The following is a 19,611-nucleotide window of genomic DNA, read 5'->3' on the forward strand; positions in this document are numbered from 1 at the left end:
CTGTCAGAACTTGTAACCACGATGCAGCGCAACGACACCAGCCGTCAGGTTGTAGTAATCAACGCTTTCGAACCCGGCATCTTGCATCATTGCTTTTAGCGTGTCCTGATCGGGATGCATGCGAATGGACTCCGCCAAATAGCGGTAACTGTCCGCATCGCTTGCGACCATGGAACCTATGCGCGGCAGAACATGGAAAGAATAAGCATCGTAGGCCTTGCTCAGCGGTTCGATAATCGGTTTGGAGAACTCCAGCACCAGTAAACGTCCGCCCGGCTTCAACACGCGATACATGGATCGTAAAGCTTTGTCTTTATCCGTTACGTTGCGCAGACCGAAAGAAATGGTAATGCAGTCAAACGTGTTGTCAGGGAAAGGCAGTGCTTCCGCGTTCGCCTGAACGTACTCAACGTTACCCACTACGCCGATATTACGCAGCTTTTCGCGACCCATTTTGAGCATTGAGTCATTGATATCCGCCAGTACGACTTTACCGGTTTCACCCACCATGCGAGAGAATTTCGCCGTCAGGTCGCCCGTACCGCCTGCCAAATCCAGAACGGTTTGACCGCGACGCACGCCACTGCAATCAATGGTGAAGCGCTTCCACAAACGATGAATGCCAAATGACATTAAGTCATTCATAACGTCATATTTCGAGGCCACAGAATGAAAAACGTGGGCCACCATGTCAGCTTTCTGCTCTTTAGCGACGGTCTGAAAGCCAAAGTGCGTCGTTTCTTGTGAATTATCCACCATCTCAGTGCCTGCTCATTCAAAAAATGTTCAAGAAGTGTAACAGATTGGGCCAATTTGCCCTACCCTTCTACAGGGTTCAACTACCCCAAACGGACTAGTTTGATTGCTGATTTACTGCTTCATCATCAGGGTAAGGCTCATCCTGTTGCGTCTCAGGGACCGCGCGCAACCGGTACTCTTCATCCTGCGTAGTGGCTTGTTCAGCCAGCTCAGGATTTATCTCACGCTTAATTTCCACACCTAAACTGCGAAACGCTTCTGCCTGTGACAGGACGTTTCCACGGCCCGAAGAGAGCTTTTTCATCGCTTGTCGGTAGTTGTCCTGGGCTTTATCCAGACTTTGGCCAATCGCCGACATATCATCCACAAACAAGCGCATCTTGTCATAAAGTTTGCTGGCTCGATCGGCAATTTGTTGCGCATTACGGCTCTGATGCTCGTAGCGCCACAGGTTGGCGATCGTGCGCAATGCCACTAACAACGTGGTGGGACTGACCAGCATAATATTATTTTTAAGCGCCTCGGTTATCAGTTCGGGTTGTCTGTCCAGCGCCAGCAAAAAAGCGGGCTCGACGGGAATAAACATCAGCACATAGTCAAGCGAACGCAGCCCGGGAAGCTGTTGATAATCTTTACGGCCCAACAGACGAATATGGTTTCGCACCGAGGCGATATGTTCCTGCAACGCAGTCTCGCGGGTATATTCATCTTCCGCGTTAAAATAGCGCTCATAGGCAACCAACGTCATTTTTGCGTCGATTACCACATCTTTACCCTGCGGTAGCCGGACAATGACATCGGGTTGCATTCGCGAACGGGCATCGTTTTCAATGCTAACCTGGGTTTCGTATTCATAACCTTCACGCAGACCGGAGGCTTCAAGTACCCGCGTCAGTACCACCTCACCCCAGTTACCCTGCGTTTTATTATCGCCTTTTAAGGCCCGCGTCAGGTTTACCGCTTCCTGCGCCATCTGCGCGTTAAGTTGCTGGAGATTACGAATTTCGTGCGCCAGGGTATGGCGCTCTTGCGCCTCTTTACCGAAGCTATCCTGAACCTGACGTCGAAAACCGTCCAGTTGTTCGCGAAGCGGTGTCAGAAGGCTGTTCAGACTTTGACGGTTTTGCTCATCTACGCGGCGGTTGCTGTGCTCAAAAATGCGATTCGCCAGGTTTTCAAACTGTTCACTCAGGCGTTGTTCGCTGTTGATCATCTGGCGGATTTTATCTTCCGCATGCTGCTGCGTCGCTTCCAGCCGGGTAGTGACTTCACGGAGATCGGCTTCCAGAGAGGTATTGATGCTGTGCAGGCTGCGTAATTCGTTATTGAGTAGTTCGCACTCGTCGCGCCAGTGGGCTTCCTGTGCGAGTTGTTGGCGGGCAGCGCTTAACGCAATATCCAGTTCACGTCGCTCTTCGATGAGGTCGGCACGGATCTGATCGGCCCGCGCTTTTGTCGCCAGCCACCCCACCAGCAGCCCTGCGGCTAATGCCAACACGGCACTCATCATAATTGTAATATCCACAACGCCCCCTTACAGCAACGGCTTACCCGCACAAAATAGAATTGTGCTGTATAAACGTCCAGTTTAAAAGGAATTTCCTGCGAGGCACTACGCAAAATAAAAAGGCCGAACGCGTCGGCCTTTTTGAACAGACGGGAGAATTACAGTAAACGGCGGGCAGCTTCCACCACGATTTTCACCGCGTGGCTTTCCGTTTGTTTCATCGTTTCCGCATTAGGAATCTCTTGCTGAGTACGGTTCACGATAACGCCAGCAACCATACCTGCACGCAGGCCCTGGCTTGCGCACATGGTCAGCAACGTTGCGGATTCCATTTCGTAGTTCATGACGCCCATGGACTGCCACTCTTCCATTGAGCCTTTGAAACGGCTCACTACGCGACCAGAGAAGGTGTCATAACGCTCCTGGCCCGGGTAGAAGGTGTCAGAAGACGCGGTGACACCCACGTGGGTAGTCGCACCGATAGATTTCGCCGCTTCCACCAGCGCAGTGGTGCACTCGAAGTCAGCAACGGCCGGGAATTCCATTGGCGCGAAGTGCAGGCTTGCGCCATCCAAACGGACAGACGCAGTGGTGACCAGCACATCACCCACATTGATATGCGGCTGTATAGCGCCAGTCGTACCGATACGCAGGAAGGTACGAATGCCCAATTGCGCCAGTTCTTCTACGGCAATAGAGGTGGACGGGCCGCCGATACCGGTAGAGCAAACGATCACGGCTTTACCATCCAGCTCAGCACGCCAGGTCGTGAACTCGCGATGGGATGCCAGCTTAACCGGCTTATCCATCAGCGCGGCGATCTTTTCCACACGCTCCGGGTCGCCAGGGACGATAGCAAGCGTAGCCCCTTGTAAATCGTTCTTAGTGAGGCCGAGATGAAAAACATCAGACTTAGACATAAAAACTCCTCTGTGAATCGGTTTTGTCAGAAGAAGCAAAAACACACTTTACCGAAGGCATAAACAAATTTTCGTGACAGACATCACCATGATGTAAATAAATTGCATTCGATTGCCATCAAATAGTGACGGATATCACATAAACAGCGTGATGTAAGGACTCCTTGCACAAAAGATAGACCGTTTAAGGCAATGTGGTACGTTGCATATGTCTATAGTTAATAATGCGCTTTTTGGCTGAATATTTAAGGGTACGGAGAATACCATGACGACACGACAATCTGGCTTTGCACCTGCTGTATCTCCACCGACGTCTACCACGGTTCACACACCGGATAACGCAATTATCGCCGGTGTAACGTCCATACCTTCACAGGGCGATGATATGCCAGCGTATCACGCACGACCAAAACAGACCGATGGCCCCCTGCCCGTGGTTATTGTCGTGCAGGAGATTTTTGGCATTCATGAACACATTCGTGATGTTTGCCGCCGTCTGGCCCTGGAAGGATATCTGGCTATTGCACCAGAGCTCTACTTCCGCGAAGGCGATCCCAATGACTTTGCCGATATCCCCACGCTGCTCAGCGGCCTTGTCGCCAAAGTGCCTGACTCTCAGGTACTGGCCGACCTGGACCACGTCGCCAGTTGGGCCTCCCGCAACGGTGGGGATGCTCATCGATTAATGATCACTGGTTTTTGTTGGGGTGGACGCATCACCTGGCTGTATGCCGCACACAATCCGCAGTTAAAAGCAGCGGTAGCGTGGTATGGCAAACTGGTGGGTGATAAGACCCTCAACTCGCCGAAACATCCCGTTGATATCGCCACCGATCTTAACGCCCCCGTCCTGGGACTTTATGGTGGTCAGGACACCAGTATCCCACAGGATACCGTCGAAACGATGCGTCAGGCGCTACGCGCCGCCAATGCTAAAGCGGAAATTGTGGTTTATCCCGATGCCGGGCATGCATTTAATGCCGATTACCGCCCGAGCTACCACGAAGAGTCGGCCAAAGACGGCTGGCAGAGAATGCTGGAGTGGTTCGCGCAATACGGCGAGAAGAAGTAAGTATCGCCAGGCAAACCGATCATCAAAACGGAGGCTAACGCCTCCGTTTTGTTTTTACGCCTGACGCAAGTTCTGCGCGGCCTTCACCATGTTAGCCAGCGCGGCACGGGTTTCCGGCCAGCCGCGGGTTTTCAAGCCGCAGTCCGGGTTCACCCACAGACGTTCCGCCGGAATACGCTGCTCGGCCTTCTTCAGCAGAGTCTCAATCCACTCCACGCTCGGGACGTTCGGCGAGTGTATGTCGTAGACGCCCGGCCCGATTTCGTTCGGATAGTCGAACTCTTCAAACGATTCCAGCAGTTCCATATCAGAGCGAGAGGTCTCAATGGTGATCACGTCCGCGTCCAGCGCCGCAATGGAATCCATGATGTCATTGAACTCGCAGTAACACATGTGGGTATGGATCTGGGTTTCATCCTTCGCCACTGCCGCGTTAATGCGGAAGGCTTCTACCCCCCACGCCAGATACGCAGCCCAATCACTGCGGCGTAGCGGCAGACCTTCGCGCAGCGCCGGTTCGTCAATCTGAATAATACCGATACCCGCCGCTTCCAGATCCGCCACTTCGTCACGCAACGCCAACGCAATCTGCTTCGCGATGGTTTCACGCGTCACGTCTTCACGCGGGAACGACCAGCAGAGAATGGTCACCGGACCGGTCAACATGCCTTTTACCGGCTTGTCGGTCAGCGACTGCGCGTACTTCGCCCACTCCACGGTGATCGCTTCCGGGCGGCTGACGTCGCCAATCACCACCGGCGGCTTCACGCAGCGAGAGCCATAGCTCTGCACCCAACCGTTCTGGGTAAAGACGAAACCGTCCAGGTGTTCGCCAAAATATTCCACCATGTCATTACGCTCGGCTTCACCGTGTACCAGCACGTCAAGCCCCAGACGTTCCTGCTCAACAATCGCCTGTTTGATATGCTCCGCAATACCGGTGCGATAGTGGGCAGCATCAAGATTGCCTTTTTTGAAGTCCAGACGCAGACCGCGAATTTCGGTGGTTTGCGGGAATGATCCGATAGTCGTGGTCGGCCATGCCGGCAGATTAAAACGGGCACGCTGTGCTTCAGCGCGAACCGGGTAAGCGTTGGCACGCTGGCTGTCCTGCGCGGTGATCGCCGCCAGACGTTTTTCCACCGCGGCGTTATGTACGCGGGTAGAGTGGCGACGCGCCTGGATCGGTGCGCTCCATTCCACAATTGCCGCCGTATCGCCGCTGTTCAACGCATCGCGCAGCAACGCCAGCTCGCCGCATTTTTGCAGCGCGAAGGCAAACCAGCTCTTCACTTCCGCATCAAGCCGGGTTTCCACGCTCAAATCAATCGGGCTGTGCAGCAGAGAGCAGGAAGAAGCCACCCACAGGTCACGTTTCCCGACGATGTCTTTAACTTGCGCATATTTTTCACTGAGATCGGCGCGCCAGACGTTACGACCGTTTACCAAACCGGCTGACAGCAGCCAGTCGGCAGGCAGACGTTGGTGCAGCTCGGCAACGTCATCTTTGCCATGAACGAAATCAACGTGCAGACCCTGCACCGGCAGCGCGGTAATGGTATCCAGGTTCGGCGTTACGCCTTCAAAATAAGTGGTCAGCAGTAATTTTACCTGCCCTGCCAGCGCATCATACGCGGGTTTGAAGGCGTTCAGCCAAACCTGCGGCAGCTCCAGTACCAGCGCGGGTTCATCAATCTGTACCCACTCAATACCGCGTTTCGCCAGCTCAGCCAGCACCTGCTGGTAAACCGGCAGAATGTCATTCAGCAGGGTCAGGCGGTCAAACTGTTCGCCCTTCACTTTCCCCAGCCACAGGTAAGTTACCGGCCCAAGCAGCACAGGCTTCACCTTGTGGCCGAGCGCCAGCGCTTCGTCCACTTCATCCAGCAGTTGGGTCCAGGTCAGTTTGAACTGCTGACCTTTGGTGAATTCCGGCACCATGTAGTGATAGTTGGTATTAAACCATTTGGTCATTTCTGCCGCCGCCGCGGGCTCACCCGTCGGGGCGCGGCCACGGCCAATGCGGAATAAAGTATCGATATCAACCGAGCCGTCTTTATTTTGATGACGCGCCGGAACGTTGCCGAGCAGCAGGCTGGTGGTTAGCACGTGATCGTACCAGGCAAAATCGCCCACCGGCAGCAGGTCAATGCCCGCCTGCTTCTGCTGATCCCAGTGGCGGGCGCGCAGCTCGCGGCCAACGGCCAGCAATTCTTCACGGGAAGAATTTCCCGCCCAGTAGCTTTCTTGCGCTTTCTTCAACTCGCGACGCAGGCCAACGCGAGGGAAACCGAGGGTGTGATTCAATATTGTCATTTTTCTTCCTCTCTTATTTTATTGAATCTGAAGCAAAAACTCTAAATAGTTCGGTTTGCAGGAAGGCGGCGACACAGCGCATCCCCAGGAGCTTACTGAAGTAAGTGACTGGGGTAAGCGAGGAAGCCAACGCATCTGCAAGCCGAAATACGACAAGTTTTGGACGTCCAGATGTTTACACATCCATAATTGGCGGTTACTGTATATTCCTCAAGCGCAATTTGTTCATGCCGAAGTGAAGGACTTTCATGATCGAGATTAAACACCTGAAAACGCTCCAGGCGTTGCGGAATAGTGGTTCGCTGGCAGCCGCAGCGGCGACGTTGCATCAGACCCAATCCGCCCTTTCTCACCAGTTCAGCGATCTGGAGCAACGCCTCGGCTTTCGTCTTTTTATCCGTAAAAGTCAGCCTCTGCGCTTTACGCCGCAGGGCGAAATTTTGCTGCAGCTGGCAAACCAGGTGTTGCCGCAAATCGGTCGCGCGCTACAGGCCTGCAACGAACCGCAGCAAACCCGGCTACGCATCGCGATTGAATGCCACAGCTGTATCCAATGGCTGACGCCCGCGCTGGAGAATTTTCGTGCCAACTGGCCGCAGGTGGAAATGGACTTTAAATCCGGCGTGACGTTCGATCCGCAACCTGCGCTACAGCAGGATGAATTGGATCTGGTGCTGACCTCCGACATTCTGCCGCGCAGCGGATTGCACTACTCGCCGATGTTTGATTTTGAAGTACGCCTGGTCCTGGCGCCGGACCATCCGCTGGCCAGCAAAACCCAAATCACCCCGGAGGATTTAGCCAGCGAGACGCTGCTTATTTATCCGGTACAACGGAGTCGGCTGGATGTCTGGCGGCATTTCCTGCAACCTGCGGGCGTTAGCCCGTCGCTGAAGAGTGTGGATAACACCTTGCTGCTGATTCAGATGGTTGCAGCTAAAATGGGTATCGCGGCTTTACCACACTGGGTAGTGGAGAGTTTTGAGCGCCAGGGCCTGGTGGTAACCAAAACCCTGGGTGATGGATTGTGGAGCCGACTGTACGCCGCCGTGCGCGATGGCGAGCAGCGACAACCGGTCACGGAAGCGTTTATTCGCTCAGCGCGGAATCACGCCTGCGATCACCTGCCGTTTGTACGGAGTGCGGAACGACCCACTTTCGATGTACCCACAGTGAGGCCACTATCACAGCCGCACCAATGATGAAGCTCGGCCAGTGAGGCTGTTGATGCCAGATAGCCAGGTTAACCAACAGCCCGGCCGGCACATGCATATTGTTCATGATGCCCAGCGTACCCGCATCCACCTGAGTCGCGCCGTAGTTCCACATAAAGTAACCAATGCCGGACGCCGCCACGCCAAGAAACACCAGGATGCCCCACTGTAGCGTGGTTGCAGGTATTTTCTGCGCATTACCCAGCATGAACCAGGCCACTATCGCCACCATAAATGCCCCCATGTAAAACCAGGCAAAAGCGTTGTGCTGCGGCATTGGCCGTGTTTCCATTAGACGCTTGTAGCCCACCATACCAATGGCAAAGCTGATATTGGATAGCTGTACCAACAGCAGGCCGGTCCAGAAGTGGCTGGTCACCTGGTCGTAACGAATGATCCCCGCACCGATCACCGCCAGCAATGCACTGAAGGCGTAGCTCCAGCGCAGACGACGTCCACTCATCAGGTCATAAATTAGCGTAATGTAGAGCGGCGTTAGTACGGTAAAGAGCAGCAGCTCTGAAACCGTCAGGTACAGATAGGCGTGAAAACTCAGCATATACATAATGCCAAGCTGCATGGCCCCTACCAGCATATACAGCGCGATCGTTTTTACGCTGTGCCCACGGGTACGTAAAAATGGTAGGAACACCAGCGCCGCCAACCCAACGCGCACCAGCACCGCAAAATAGCTATCGACATGACCGGCAAGGTACTCGCCAAACAGGCTAAAGGAAAAGGCCCACAGAATTGTGGTAATGATGAGTAACGCCACAATGGATGTCTCTTAACAAAAGGTACACCCATTGTAGCGAAGTTTTTAGTTGACAACTGGTCAACTAACGAACGATGGCGTTACTGCAAAAAGAGCTTACGCAAATAGTGCGGCACGGCATCATCGGCGTTGAGTCCAATCACGTCCAGTTCCGGATGAAGATCTTTCAGGCGCTGGTGCGCGTTGCCCATGATGCAGCCTTTGCCAGCCATGGAGAGCATTTCCGCATCGTTCATCCCGTCACCGAAAGCGATACAGTCCTTCAGGTTGTAGCCCATCGCTTTCGCCACCGCTTCCAGCGCATGACCTTTCGACACGCCACCAGCCATCACTTCCAGACAGGTAAGCGTAGAGAAGCTGACGTTGACGCGATCGCCCCAGCGAGCGTTAATCGCCTGCTCCAGCGGCAGCAGCCTTTCATGAGAATCGGTGGTAAAAAACACTTTGCTGACGCCTTCAGGCTCCAGTAGCGCAGGTTCAAACAGAGAATAGTTAAATACCGCTTCTTTAAAGAAGCGCATTTCGTCCGGACGATGACGATTCATAAACCATTCATCATCACGATAAACGTTGGTCACGATGTCCGGGTTTGCATTCACCACACCAAACAGGTCGCTGGCAATGTCGCGATCCAGGTTATGGGTAAACACCAGATTCCCGGCAGAATCGTGCACACGCGCACCGTTGGATGTGATCATGTAGGTTTTAATGCCGAGGTTATCGCGAATTTGCCCCACATCAACATGATGACGGCCAGTCGCAAACACGAAGTTAACGCCACGTGCGGTCAATAATTTCAGTGTCTCTTTGGCATAAGGGGACAACGTATGGTCGGGGGAAAGCAGCGTACCGTCTAAATCAGACGCAACAACCTGATACATAAGAAAATTAAACCTCTAGGCAAAGCGGGTTCCGCTGGATGAGTTATGCTTGTCGAAAAATTCGACAATAGCGTTAAGCGCGACTGAGCGCATTGCGTCCTTTTCAAAAAGGATCTCATGGTACGCGCCTTTAATGACAAGCGGCTGACCTCCCTCTACAGGATGGCCCGCTGCGGCGCGGAGTTCACAAAAGCGATCGTGCATACGGTTATCCACCAAACGCTCTTCTTCAGCCTGAATCAGTAATGTTGGCGTCGCGTCATCCCCCGCCCCGGCCAGAACCTGTTCACCCGCCAGAATACCTTCACGTACCCAGTGGTAGGTGGGACCGCCCACGCGCAGCCGAGGTTCATCGGCATAGAAGCGTAGATTGCGCCGATAGCGCTGTCGACTGTGGGTTACCGCATTCATCCCGAATGGCAGCGCCCGCCAGCGCCCGGTCCCCATGGCATAGCCCTCGCGGATCCGTGGATGCCCTTCAGCCCAGTCCAGAATTTGACGCACCATCCAGTCGGGAAAGCGCATCACAATACCAAACATCGGCGCGCAAAGCGCAATGGCATCACACTGATTCGGATGACGCTGCAGGAACAACGTGGCAATCGCCCCGCCCATAGAATGCGCCAGTATATAGCGTTTTCTCCACGGACCGGGTAACACTTCCTGCTGCCAGAAAGCGGTTAAATCGTCGACATAGTCATTAAAGTTATCCACATGACCGCGATGCGGGTCCGAAAGCATACGCCCGGAACGCCCCTGGCCACGGTGATCGATAATGAGAACGTCAAAACCAGAATGAAACAGGTCATACGCCAGTTCAGCGTATTTCACATAGCTTTCAATGCGTCCAGGACAGACGACGATGACACGATCGTTTTTCTCTGCGTGAAAACGAACAAAGCGTACGGGAACATTATCTACGCCCGTAAATTCCGCCTCTTCCCGCTGACGCCAGAAGTCTGTCAGTGGTCCCATGGAAAAAGCAGCAAACGCGTTTTCTCTTGTTTCCCAGTCTTTTTGCTGCTGAAACATCGGGTATCCAGCCTCGTTGACCAAGTAAAATCGTTTTTTTTGCCATGTCTGATACAACGTACCGACAGTAGCGTATTGTGGCATAAAAATAGACAATCCGGGAGTTTCTCATGACCTTTGAATGGTGGTTCGCCTACCTGTTGACCTCTATTATTTTGAGCTTGTCTCCAGGCTCTGGCGCAATCAACACCATGACCACCGCCATCAGCCACGGTTATCGCGGTGCCAGCGCATCGATTGCGGGTCTACAGACCGGGCTGGGCATTCATATCGTTTTGGTTGGCGTAGGGCTGGGAACGCTATTTTCACGTTCAGCGATCGCGTTTGAAGTGCTGAAGTGGGCGGGTGCGGCGTACCTGATTTGGCTGGGGATCCAACAATGGCGCGCGGCGGGCGCTATCGATCTGAACACCATGGCGAATACGCAATCGCGCAGCCGACTGTTCAAACGCGCGGTCTTTGTAAATCTGACCAACCCCAAGAGCATTGTTTTTCTTGCCGCCCTGTTCCCGCAGTTTATCCTGCCACAGGAACCGCAGGTGATGCAGTATGTGGTGCTTGGCGTCACGACTATTGTGGTCGATATCATTGTGATGATCGGTTACGCGACGCTGGCTACGCGCATTGCAGGCTGGATTAAAGGACCAAAGCAAATGAAGGCGCTGAACAAAGTGTTTGGTTCACTGTTTATGCTGATAGGCGCCCTGCTGGCGTCGGCAAGGCATGCCTAGCAAATGGAACGACGCTCGCAATAAAATGCTAACAGCAAGAGCGTTTGGACGTGAGTTCTCGTACTTCGCCGCAAAGGTAGAAAAGCCTTTTATTCTGCACTGTTAGACGTTGATTGCTAATGCCAGAATGCCGCCATATTCACTTCTCACGGATGATGAACGATGGCGGAAGCAACGACACCACATGACGCAGTATTTAAGACCTTCCTCTCCCGCGTGGAAACCGCTCGGGACTTTATCGAACTTCATCTTCCTCCCTCGTTAATCAAAATCTGCAAACTGGAAACGCTCCGTCTGGAATCAGGCAGCTTCGTGGAGGATGATCTGCGCCCCTATTTCAGCGATATTCTCTACTCGCTGGAAACCACCAGCGGGCATGGCTATGTACATGTGCTCATTGAGCATCAAAGCTCACCGGACAAGCATATGTCATTTCGCCTGATGCGCTACGCTATCGCAGCGATGCAACGTCATCTTGAGGCGGGAAACGACACGTTACCGCTGGTTATTCCTGTGCTCTTTTACCATGGTAAGCAAAGCCCATGGCAAGGATCAATGAACTGGCTGGATCACTTTGAGGATTCAGGAACCGCCCTTCAGCTATACAGCACGCCGTTTCCGCTGGTGGATGTAACGGTTATTCCGGATGATGAGATTATGCAGCATCGCAGTATGGCGGCGCTGACGTTGGTACAAAAACATATTCGCCAGCGCGACATGGCGCAGTTGCTGGATAAACTTACCCGCCTGTTTATGCTGAATAAGATGAGCGGACAACAATTAACCGTGCTGGTAAACTACATGGTGCAAGCAGGGAATACACAAGATGTTCAAACATTATTGTATAAGCTGGCACAGCGTGTGCCGCAGCATGGAGACAAACTGATGACAATGGCGGATCAACTAAAACAGATAGGCCGTGAAGAAGGGAGGCGCCTTGCCCTTACTGATGTAGCAAAAGCAATGCTCAAACGGGGTCTTGATACCGACGCAATTATGGAAATGACCGGCCTTTCAAAGGACGAGTTACAGAAGCTTGCGCAATAAACCGCATTCCGCCTGGGACGCCCAGGCGGGTAACAAACTTAACGCGAAATAATCAGGTGGATACCGAAGCCCGCGAACAGCGCGCCGGCAAAGCCATCAATCCACTTCGCCAGACGCTGATAGCCGCGACGCATCTTCGGAAGTGCAAACAGGCTGGCGACCACGGTGAACCACGCCAGAGTTTCCACGATGATCAGCGCGAAAATGCCCCATCGCGCGCCTGTTCCTACGCTATCGCCAACAAACAATGAAAACACGGAGCCAAAATAGATAATGGCTTTCGGGTTGGCGAGGTTGGTCAACAGACCTTTTAAAAAGCTGCGTCCGCTCTGTGCCAGCTCAACCTGTGGGGTAGGGGCCGCTACGTCCTGTTTTTTAAAGGCGCCGCGCAGCATCTGGTAACCCATCCAGCACAGATACAGACCGCCGCCCACCATGATAATGGTATGCAACCAGGCCATTTTTTCGATAATCAGATGCAGGCCAAGCAGCGCCACGCCAGCCCAGACCATGACGCCACAGGTAATACCCAGCACGCCCATCATGGCTTCTTTGCGTGAACGGCTAACGGCCGTTTGAGAAACAAAGAAAAAATCGGGACCGGGACTCATCAGCGCAACGATATGCACCAACGCAACGGTGAAAAATAGCGTTAACATAAAAATGACTCGCGGGGGAATAGTTCAGTGAGTCACCATCCTGGCACTTTTTTGCCTCGCTGACTACTCTTCGTCGTCACCATCAACGTGCGCGCGAATAAGTGCCATAAACTCTTTGCCAAAACGCTCAAGTTTACGCATTCCCACGCCGTTGACGCTCAGCATTTCGCTCGGCGAAACCGGCATCTGCTCGGCCATTTCAATCAACGTGGCATCGTTAAAGACGACATACGGCGGGATATTCTCTTCATCGGCAATCGCTTTACGCAGCTTACGCAATTTGGCAAACAGTTTGCGATCGTAATTGCCGCCGAAGGATTTCTGCATAGCGCGCGGTTTCAGCGCCACGATTCGCGGTACCGCAAGCTGCAACGGGACTTCGCCGCGCAGCACCGGACGCGCAGCTTCAGTGAGCTGTAACGCGGAGTGTTGGGCAATATTCTGTGTTACCAGGCCCAAATGAATCAGTTGACGAATCACACTTACCCAATGCTCGTGGCTTTGCTCACGGCCAATACCATAGACCGGCAGTTTGTCATGGGCCAGCTCACGAATGCGCTGGTTATTCGCCCCGCGTAGAACTTCCACGACGTAACCCATACCAAAGCGTTGGTTAACGCGGTAGATCGTCGACAGCGCTTTGCGCGCATCCATTAACCCGTCGTACTGTTTTGGCGGGTCGAGACAGATATCGCAGTTACCACACGGCTCCTGACGCCCTTCGCCAAAATAATTCAGCAGAACCAGACGACGACAGGTTTGCGCCTCGGCAAACGCCCCCATCGCATTGAGCTTATGACGTTCGATATCCAGCAGCTGTCCGGCAGGTTTCTCTTCGAGGCAACGGCGGAGCCACGCCATATCAGCCGGATCGTAAAACAGCATCGCTTCCGCCGGCAGGCCGTCACGTCCGGCACGGCCGGTTTCCTGATAGTAGGACTCAATGTTACGCGGGATATCAAAATGCACCACGAAGCGCACGTTGGGTTTGTTGATCCCCATGCCGAACGCCACGGTCGCCACCACAATTTGCAGGTCATCGCGCTGGAATTTTTCCTGCACCTCGGCGCGCACGCTGTTTTCCAGCCCGGCATGATAGGCTCCCGCGCTGATGCCACGACTTTGCAGGCGCGCAGCGGTGTCTTCGACTTTGGCGCGGCTGTTACAGTAAATAATGCCGGACTTACCACGCTGTTCCTGCACATAGCGCATCAGCTGATCGAGCGGCTTAAATTTCTCCATCAGCATGTAGCGAATATTCGGGCGGTCAAAGCTGCTGATCTGAATTAACGGATCGTTGAGGCCCAGCAGACGCACAATGTCCAGCCGGGTGGTTTCATCCGCGGTCGCGGTCAGTGCCACAAACGGCAGGGTTGGGAAACGCTGACGCAACTGGCCCAGCGCAGCGTATTCCGGGCGGAAGTCATGTCCCCACTGCGAAATACAGTGCGCTTCATCAACTGCCAGCAGCACCGGATTCCAGTGTCCAAGATGCTCAAGGAAGTTATCCAGCATCAGGCGCTCAGGGGCAATATAAAGCAAGCGAACCTGCCCGCTGCGACAGCCGGCCATCACCTCAAGCTGCTGTTCACGACTTTGGGTGGAGTTCAGGCACGCCGCCGCCACGCCGTTGGCCAGCAGTTGATCGACCTGGTCTTTCATCAGGGAAATCAGCGGCGAAACAACAACGGTGAGTCCGTTGAGTAATAATGCGGGAATTTGATAGCACAGGGATTTGCCGCCACCGGTGGGCATAACGACCAGACAGTCGCGACCAGAGAGCACGGTGTCGATGATTTCTTCCTGGCCTGGGCGAAACTGTTGGTAGCCAAAGGTTTCCTGTAAAACCTGTTTAGCGCCCATTTCCAGATTCAACACTTCCGCCTGCGCCACATTAACCCCATTAACCTGAAATAAAAACAGGCGCTATTTTCAGCGCCTGAGAGAGAAACTGCAATGATTAAAATACTCTCAATATCCGTTAGAAGATATCGTTAAGCATTACGCCGACGCCAACACGGGTTTGATTGAAGTTGTAGTCAATCAGCGATTCGCCGTAACCACTGTAGACCTGGGTGTAGAGACGAACATGCTTCGTAATAGGATAGCTTGCCCCTAACTCTGCGCCGCCGTAGCCGGTGTTCCAGTTGTACTGCCCTTTCACGCTGATAACGGCGTCGCCCAGGTGATACCCCATTTTCAGCTGATAATAGCCCATGTATTTGGTGATGTCGGGGTTATCATCGGTACTGCCAATGACGTACCACGGCTTTACTTCCACCAGCCAGTTGCCGTTTTCTGCCATCAGGCGGGTATACAGGCGGTTCCAGCTACGTGAAGTGGGGTCGGAGCGCCCGTTGGAATCATGGTTGTAACCCATTTCGACATCACGTAGCGTCCACCCGGCAAAGCGATAGTCGGTGGCGAAACCAAGGAACAACTGCGGCTCGTAGTTGGTTTCGCGAAACGGTGAAGATTCTTCACTGTTAGAAAGCTGCCACCAGGATTTCTGCGTATAGGAGCCGCCGAGCACCGAGTTCGGACCAAATATTCCGCGCCAAAGTGGAAATGCCAGGCTTAGCTGAAACTTCACCTCATCTTTGCGCGCATTGTCCGACCAGCTATAGCTGCTGATCGCCTCTTTGTTCATGTCGCTGGTATTGGTGTAGATAAGGTAGTTGGTGTCATAAGGGTAAAGCGTGAAAGGGTTGTCATGCTCTTGCAGCATATTAGCGATAATACTACCCCGAACTGCTGGTGCATCATGAATCTCTTTTACTGTCGCTTCCTGCGCATACGCGGTCAACGGCAGCATGACTGCTGGTAGTAACCATCCCAGAATCGCCCGCATCGGTAATGTTCTCCTGAACCAAAATATTGATGAATTGTATAATTTTCTGACAAGCATTCTATACCCTAAATAATTCAAATTGCAGGAAGGCGGCAAGTCTGTAAACCCCAGGAGCTTACTAAAGTAAGTGACTGGGGTGAGCAGACGCTGCCAACGCACATGCAACTTGAAGTATGACGGGTATACATACTTAGCGATTTCCTCGTTAGTCATCCCGTCCTAAAGTAGAAAACAACAAATAATAAGCATAATATCAACATTTCATTAACCGATAAGGTATTAAGATCGTATGTCTGCTGTACTGACCGCTGAAGAAGCCCTGAAGTTAGTGGGTGAAATGTTTGTTTATCATATGCCGTTTAACCGTGCGCTGGGGCTGGAACTGGAACGCTATGAAAAAGAATTTGCGCAATTAGCGTTTAATAATCAACCGATGATGGTCGGGAACTGGGCGCAAAGCATTCTGCATGGCGGGGTGATCGCCTCAGCACTCGACGTCGCCGCCGGACTGGTGTGTGTAGGCAGCACGTTGACCCGTCACGAAACGATCAGTGAGGACGAACTGCGTCAGCGCATGTCACGTATGGGCACCATCGATTTACGCGTTGATTACCTGCGCCCGGGGAGAGGGAATCGCTTTACCGCTACCAGCAGCCTGCTGCGGGCGGGTAATAAAGTAGCCGTTGCGCGCGTGGAACTGCATAACGAAGAACAGCTCTATATCGCCAGCGCAACCGCCACTTATATGGTGGGGTAAGCGCTTAAAAAAAGGTAAACTGCTGTTACATTTCTGCAATGAGTTTTCCCGATGGATGCTAAACAAACGCGGCAGGGCGTGTTACTCGCTCTGGCTGCCTATTTTATTTGGGGTATCGCTCCCGCCTACTTCAAGCTGATTTACTATGTCCCGGCAGATGAGATCCTGACGCACCGCGTCATCTGGTCATTTTTCTTTATGGTGGTGCTGATGAGCATCAGCCGCCAGTGGTCGGGTGTTAAAACGCTGCTACAAACGCCAAAGAAGATCTTCCTGCTGGCGCTCTCTGCGGTGCTCATTGGCGGAAACTGGCTGCTGTTCATTTGGGCGGTCAATAATCACCATATGCTGGAAGCCAGTCTCGGCTATTTTATTAACCCGCTGGTGAATATCGTGCTGGGGATGCTTTTCCTCGGCGAGCGCTTTCGTCGCATGCAGTGGCTGGCGGTACTGTTAGCCGCCTGCGGCGTACTGGTACAGCTGTGGACCTTCGGCTCGTTGCCGATAATCGCGCTGGGACTGGCGTTTAGTTTTGCGTTTTACGGCCTGGTGCGTAAGAAGATCGCCGTTGAAGCGCAGACGGGTATGCTGGTTGAAACGCTATGGCTGTTGCCGGTCGCCGCGATTTATCTGTTTGGCATCGCCGATAGCCCTACCAGCCATATGGGGCAAAACGCACTATCGTTGAACTTGCTGTTAATGGCGGCGGGTGTGGTCACTACGATTCCGCTGCTGTGCTTCACCGGAGCGGCTACGCGTCTGCGTCTTTCTACACTGGGCTTTTTCCAGTATATCGGCCCAACGCTGATGTTTTTACTGGCGGTGACGTTTTATGGCGAAGTGCCGGGCGCGGATAAGATGGTGACATTTGCGTTTATCTGGGTCGCGCTGGCGATTTTCGTGATGGATGCGATTTATACGCAGCGTAAAAAATAACGCGACTATTATTCTAAATATAATCTGAAAAAATATGCCTCCCCTTGTAAGGGGGGGTAGCATATTGTCATGCTAACGACGTAACCCAACATATGGATGTGAAATTAATGTTAAGTGTTTTTATTCCTTCATCTGAGAGATGTGTTTCCAGATGTCGTTATTTATTATCATTCGCGCTAATAAATATAATATTTTCCATTTTGGTTGGGGTTTTATTATATTTAAGCTTTGTGATACTGGCAATTTTATTCACAATTTTACTACATTATCTCGTCATTAATTTAAACTGTCAGCGATTCAGAGACAGTGGCTTTGAATATATAAAATTCTATGTATGGGGTACGCTTGTAATCTATATTGCCTCCTTCGTGATAATGGTTGCTGAAGATTTCGCTTGCGATGGCTTTGGTATGCCTCTTTTTCTAATCTGGTATTTTGCAACCTTTTCTCTGCTACTTCTGGCTCCCCCGGATTCGAATTCACTCAACAAGTAATTTAATGGAGTTTACATGGACAAGGATTATATTAATGATGGTTCGTTATCTGAAAAATGGAAATACCGTTTTTCATTTTACGATCAACATGGTTTCCCTGGATTTTGGAAAGTAAGCCCAGAATATAAACAGGCATTTAAAGCATTAAAGCCCCGACAACGGTTGACTATTCAAATAAACTTTATTGCCTTTTTCTTCTCATGGATTTATTTGTTTGTACTGGGTCTGTGGAAAAAAGCAATTATAGTTATTTTATTAGGGATCGTTGCAATATTTATTGGAGCATTAATCGGCGTTAACATACTTGGACTTGTTGTCGCAGCTTATGTCGGCGTCAATACAAATAAGTGGTTCTATGAAAAAGAGGTTAAAGGTATCAATACCTGGAGCCTGTAACTTTTCAGGGTGGTTCAGCCGCAGCTGAATCACCCAGGCCTTAATGCTTTACAACCAGTTCTTGCGCTTAAAGTACAGATACGGCGCCAGACCTGCGAGCATCATGAAGACAATCGCGCCAGGATAACCGAAGCTCCAGTGCAGTTCCGGCATAAATTCAAAGTTCATCCCGTAGCTGGAAGCCACCAGCGTCGGCGGCAGAAACACCACCGAGACCACCGAGAAGATCTTGATAATGCGGTTCTGCTCAATATTGATAAAGCCCATCGCCGCCTGCATCAGGAAGTTAACCTTCTGGAACAGCGATTCGTTATGCGGCAGCAGAGACTCGATATCGCGCAGGATCTCACGCGCCTGCTCCAGTTGACCACCCGGCAGACGCGCTTTACGCACCAGGAAATTCAGTGCGCGCTGGGTATCCATCAGACACAGGCGTACCTTCCAGCCGATATCTTCCTGTTCCGCCAGCGTGGAAAGCGCTTCGTCATATTCGTCGCCCTGGCGCCCTTCCATGATCACACGGCTGAGTTTTTCCAGGTCGCTATAGATATTTTCAATCTCATCCGCCAGCTGTTCAATTTTGGTTTCGAACAGGTCGAGCAGCAGCTCGTAAGCGTTGCCATCCACCATCGCCTGGTTACGTGCGCGCATGCGATACAGACGAAACGCCGGCAGTTCGCGTTCGCGCAGGGTAAACAAGCGACCTTCACGAATGGTAAATGCAACGGTTGAGTTACCCGCGTGATCGTCGGCGTCTTCATAGAAGAAGAAGGAGTGAATGTGCAGGCCATCTTCGTCTTCAAAAAAACGTGCGGATGCTTCGATATCTTCCAGTTCAGGGCGCGTGGCCAGGTTCTGGCCCAAGTCCTTTTGCACACGGTTTCGTTCTTCGTCATCCGGCTCGACTAAATCGACCCAAACCGAACTGGCCAGGTGCTCGATCTCGTCTGCCTCAAGGCGAGTTAACCGATTGTTTTCCAGTTGAAATGCGCTCAGCATGACCGGGACTCCCAATGCAAAAAATTATCGGACAGTTCGGAGGGCACACAGAAACAAATTGGGTTTCAGACCATTAAACAGCCTGACTCAGCGCGACGGGAAAAAAACAGAAGGTCGCTGACAACCGCGAAGGCTATCAGCAAAAAGGGATAGCCTTAGGAGTTGATCCTGGATGACAGGATAATGAGCCAGTATCTACTGGGTGTGTCCAAGGCGAATGTCCTCTTAGCGTAATCGTGCGCGCATGTTACGCCAGCAAAATTTT

General features: G+C 52.3%; 19 protein-coding genes and 1 pseudogene. 8 read left to right on the plus strand and 12 right to left on the minus strand.

The features are described 5' to 3' along the window. Window positions 1–3 precede the first annotated feature (3 nt). From ubiE to udp, 3 genes are all read right to left on the minus strand, one after another. Entirely contained in the window at window positions 4–759 is a 756-nt protein-coding gene (gene ubiE, locus FDW96_RS12015; protein ID WP_003017897.1) for a bifunctional demethylmenaquinone methyltransferase/2-methoxy-6-polyprenyl-1,4-benzoquinol methylase UbiE, read from the minus strand. 94 nt (window positions 760–853) lie between these two features. Then, window positions 854–2,284 carry a DNA recombination protein RmuC gene (rmuC, locus tag FDW96_RS12020; RefSeq protein WP_137365750.1) on the minus strand — a complete coding sequence of 477 codons (1,431 nt, stop codon included), beginning with the start codon at window positions 2,282–2,284 and terminating at the stop codon, window positions 854–856. Between the two features lie 140 nt (window positions 2,285–2,424). After that, window positions 2,425–3,186 (minus strand): uridine phosphorylase, encoded by a 762-nt coding sequence (gene udp, locus FDW96_RS12025; RefSeq protein WP_003828923.1) that lies wholly within the window; start codon window positions 3,184–3,186, stop codon window positions 2,425–2,427. A 265-nt stretch (window positions 3,187–3,451) separates the two neighbouring features. Between udp and FDW96_RS12030 the strand changes: the two genes are divergently transcribed. Next, window positions 3,452–4,258: a dienelactone hydrolase family protein gene (locus FDW96_RS12030; protein WP_061381042.1), complete on the plus strand. Its 807-nt coding sequence runs from the start codon at window positions 3,452–3,454 to the stop codon at window positions 4,256–4,258. A 54-nt stretch (window positions 4,259–4,312) separates the two neighbouring features. On the opposite strand, the gene metE is transcribed toward FDW96_RS12030, so the two are convergent. Then, window positions 4,313–6,574, minus strand: a complete 2,262-nt coding sequence (gene metE / locus FDW96_RS12035; protein WP_137365751.1) for a 5-methyltetrahydropteroyltriglutamate--homocysteine S-methyltransferase — start codon at window positions 6,572–6,574, stop codon at window positions 4,313–4,315. A gap of 248 nt (window positions 6,575–6,822) precedes the next feature. On the opposite strand from metE, the gene metR reads away from it, so the two are divergent. After that, a complete protein-coding gene (gene metR, locus FDW96_RS12040) occupies window positions 6,823–7,776 on the plus strand; it encodes an HTH-type transcriptional regulator MetR (RefSeq protein WP_038634477.1) in 954 nt (317 codons plus the stop codon). On the opposite strand, the gene FDW96_RS12045 is transcribed toward metR, so the two are convergent. The 3 genes from FDW96_RS12045 to pldB form a co-directional block, all read right to left on the minus strand. After that, entirely contained in the window at window positions 7,664–8,563 is a 900-nt protein-coding gene (locus tag FDW96_RS12045; RefSeq protein ID WP_042313989.1) for a carboxylate/amino acid/amine transporter, read from the minus strand. The genes metR and FDW96_RS12045 overlap by 113 nt on opposite strands. Before the next feature lie 80 nt (window positions 8,564–8,643). Further along, a complete protein-coding gene (gene yigL, locus FDW96_RS12050) occupies window positions 8,644–9,444 on the minus strand; it encodes a sugar/pyridoxal phosphate phosphatase YigL (RefSeq protein ID WP_042313992.1) in 801 nt (266 codons plus the stop codon). A gap of 15 nt (window positions 9,445–9,459) precedes the next feature. Beyond that, window positions 9,460–10,476, minus strand: coding sequence for a lysophospholipase L2 (pldB, locus tag FDW96_RS12055; protein WP_137348865.1), 1,017 nt, complete (start codon window positions 10,474–10,476; stop codon window positions 9,460–9,462). 110 nt (window positions 10,477–10,586) lie between these two features. Between pldB and rhtB the strand changes: the two genes are divergently transcribed. Both rhtB and FDW96_RS12065 read left to right on the plus strand, forming a co-directional pair. Then, complete coding sequence (rhtB, locus tag FDW96_RS12060) at window positions 10,587–11,207, plus strand: homoserine/homoserine lactone efflux protein (RefSeq protein WP_042313996.1); 621 nt, start codon at window positions 10,587–10,589, stop codon at window positions 11,205–11,207. 162 nt (window positions 11,208–11,369) lie between these two features. Further along, window positions 11,370–12,254, plus strand: coding sequence for an Rpn family recombination-promoting nuclease/putative transposase (locus FDW96_RS12065; protein WP_061381046.1), 885 nt, complete (start codon window positions 11,370–11,372; stop codon window positions 12,252–12,254). Window positions 12,255–12,292: 38 nt separating this feature from the next. On the opposite strand, the gene rhtC is transcribed toward FDW96_RS12065, so the two are convergent. The 3 genes from rhtC to pldA form a co-directional block, all read right to left on the minus strand. Further along, window positions 12,293–12,913: a threonine export protein RhtC gene (gene rhtC / locus FDW96_RS12070; RefSeq protein ID WP_061381047.1), complete on the minus strand. Its 621-nt coding sequence runs from the start codon at window positions 12,911–12,913 to the stop codon at window positions 12,293–12,295. 63 nt (window positions 12,914–12,976) lie between these two features. Then, the gene (gene recQ, locus FDW96_RS12075; RefSeq protein ID WP_042314000.1) at window positions 12,977–14,806 is read right to left on the minus strand and encodes an ATP-dependent DNA helicase RecQ; all 1,830 of its coding nucleotides are present in this window, start codon (window positions 14,804–14,806) and stop codon (window positions 12,977–12,979) included. 88 nt (window positions 14,807–14,894) lie between these two features. Continuing rightward, window positions 14,895–15,764 carry a phospholipase A gene (pldA, locus tag FDW96_RS12080; RefSeq protein ID WP_042314001.1) on the minus strand — a complete coding sequence of 290 codons (870 nt, stop codon included), beginning with the start codon at window positions 15,762–15,764 and terminating at the stop codon, window positions 14,895–14,897. Between the two features lie 289 nt (window positions 15,765–16,053). Between pldA and yigI the strand changes: the two genes are divergently transcribed. From yigI to FDW96_RS12100, 4 genes and pseudogenes are all read left to right on the plus strand, one after another. Beyond that, window positions 16,054–16,521, plus strand: a complete 468-nt coding sequence (gene yigI, locus FDW96_RS12085) for an acyl-CoA thioesterase YigI (RefSeq protein ID WP_003017917.1) — start codon at window positions 16,054–16,056, stop codon at window positions 16,519–16,521. 51 nt (window positions 16,522–16,572) lie between these two features. After that, window positions 16,573–17,457 (plus strand): EamA family transporter RarD, encoded by an 885-nt coding sequence (rarD, locus tag FDW96_RS12090; protein WP_137365752.1) that lies wholly within the window; start codon window positions 16,573–16,575, stop codon window positions 17,455–17,457. 34 nt (window positions 17,458–17,491) lie between these two features. Beyond that, window positions 17,492–17,951, plus strand: a pseudogene (locus tag FDW96_RS12095) (hypothetical protein). 15 nt (window positions 17,952–17,966) lie between these two features. Further along, window positions 17,967–18,347 (plus strand): DUF2628 domain-containing protein, encoded by a 381-nt coding sequence (locus tag FDW96_RS12100; RefSeq protein WP_000356594.1) that lies wholly within the window; start codon window positions 17,967–17,969, stop codon window positions 18,345–18,347. A gap of 48 nt (window positions 18,348–18,395) precedes the next feature. On the opposite strand, the gene corA is transcribed toward FDW96_RS12100, so the two are convergent. Both corA and ysgD read right to left on the minus strand, forming a co-directional pair. Beyond that, window positions 18,396–19,346, minus strand: a complete 951-nt coding sequence (corA, locus tag FDW96_RS12105) for a magnesium/cobalt transporter CorA (RefSeq protein WP_038634499.1) — start codon at window positions 19,344–19,346, stop codon at window positions 18,396–18,398. 155 nt (window positions 19,347–19,501) lie between these two features. Further along, a complete protein-coding gene (gene ysgD / locus FDW96_RS25230; RefSeq protein WP_212723238.1) occupies window positions 19,502–19,558 on the minus strand; it encodes a YsgD/CorL family protein in 57 nt (18 codons plus the stop codon). Between the last annotated feature and the right edge of the window lie 53 nt (window positions 19,559–19,611).

Origin of the sequence: Citrobacter sp. TBCS-15 (genome assembly GCF_005280815.1) — a bacterium.
Classification (GTDB): Bacteria; Pseudomonadota; Gammaproteobacteria; order Enterobacterales; family Enterobacteriaceae; genus Citrobacter; species Citrobacter werkmanii.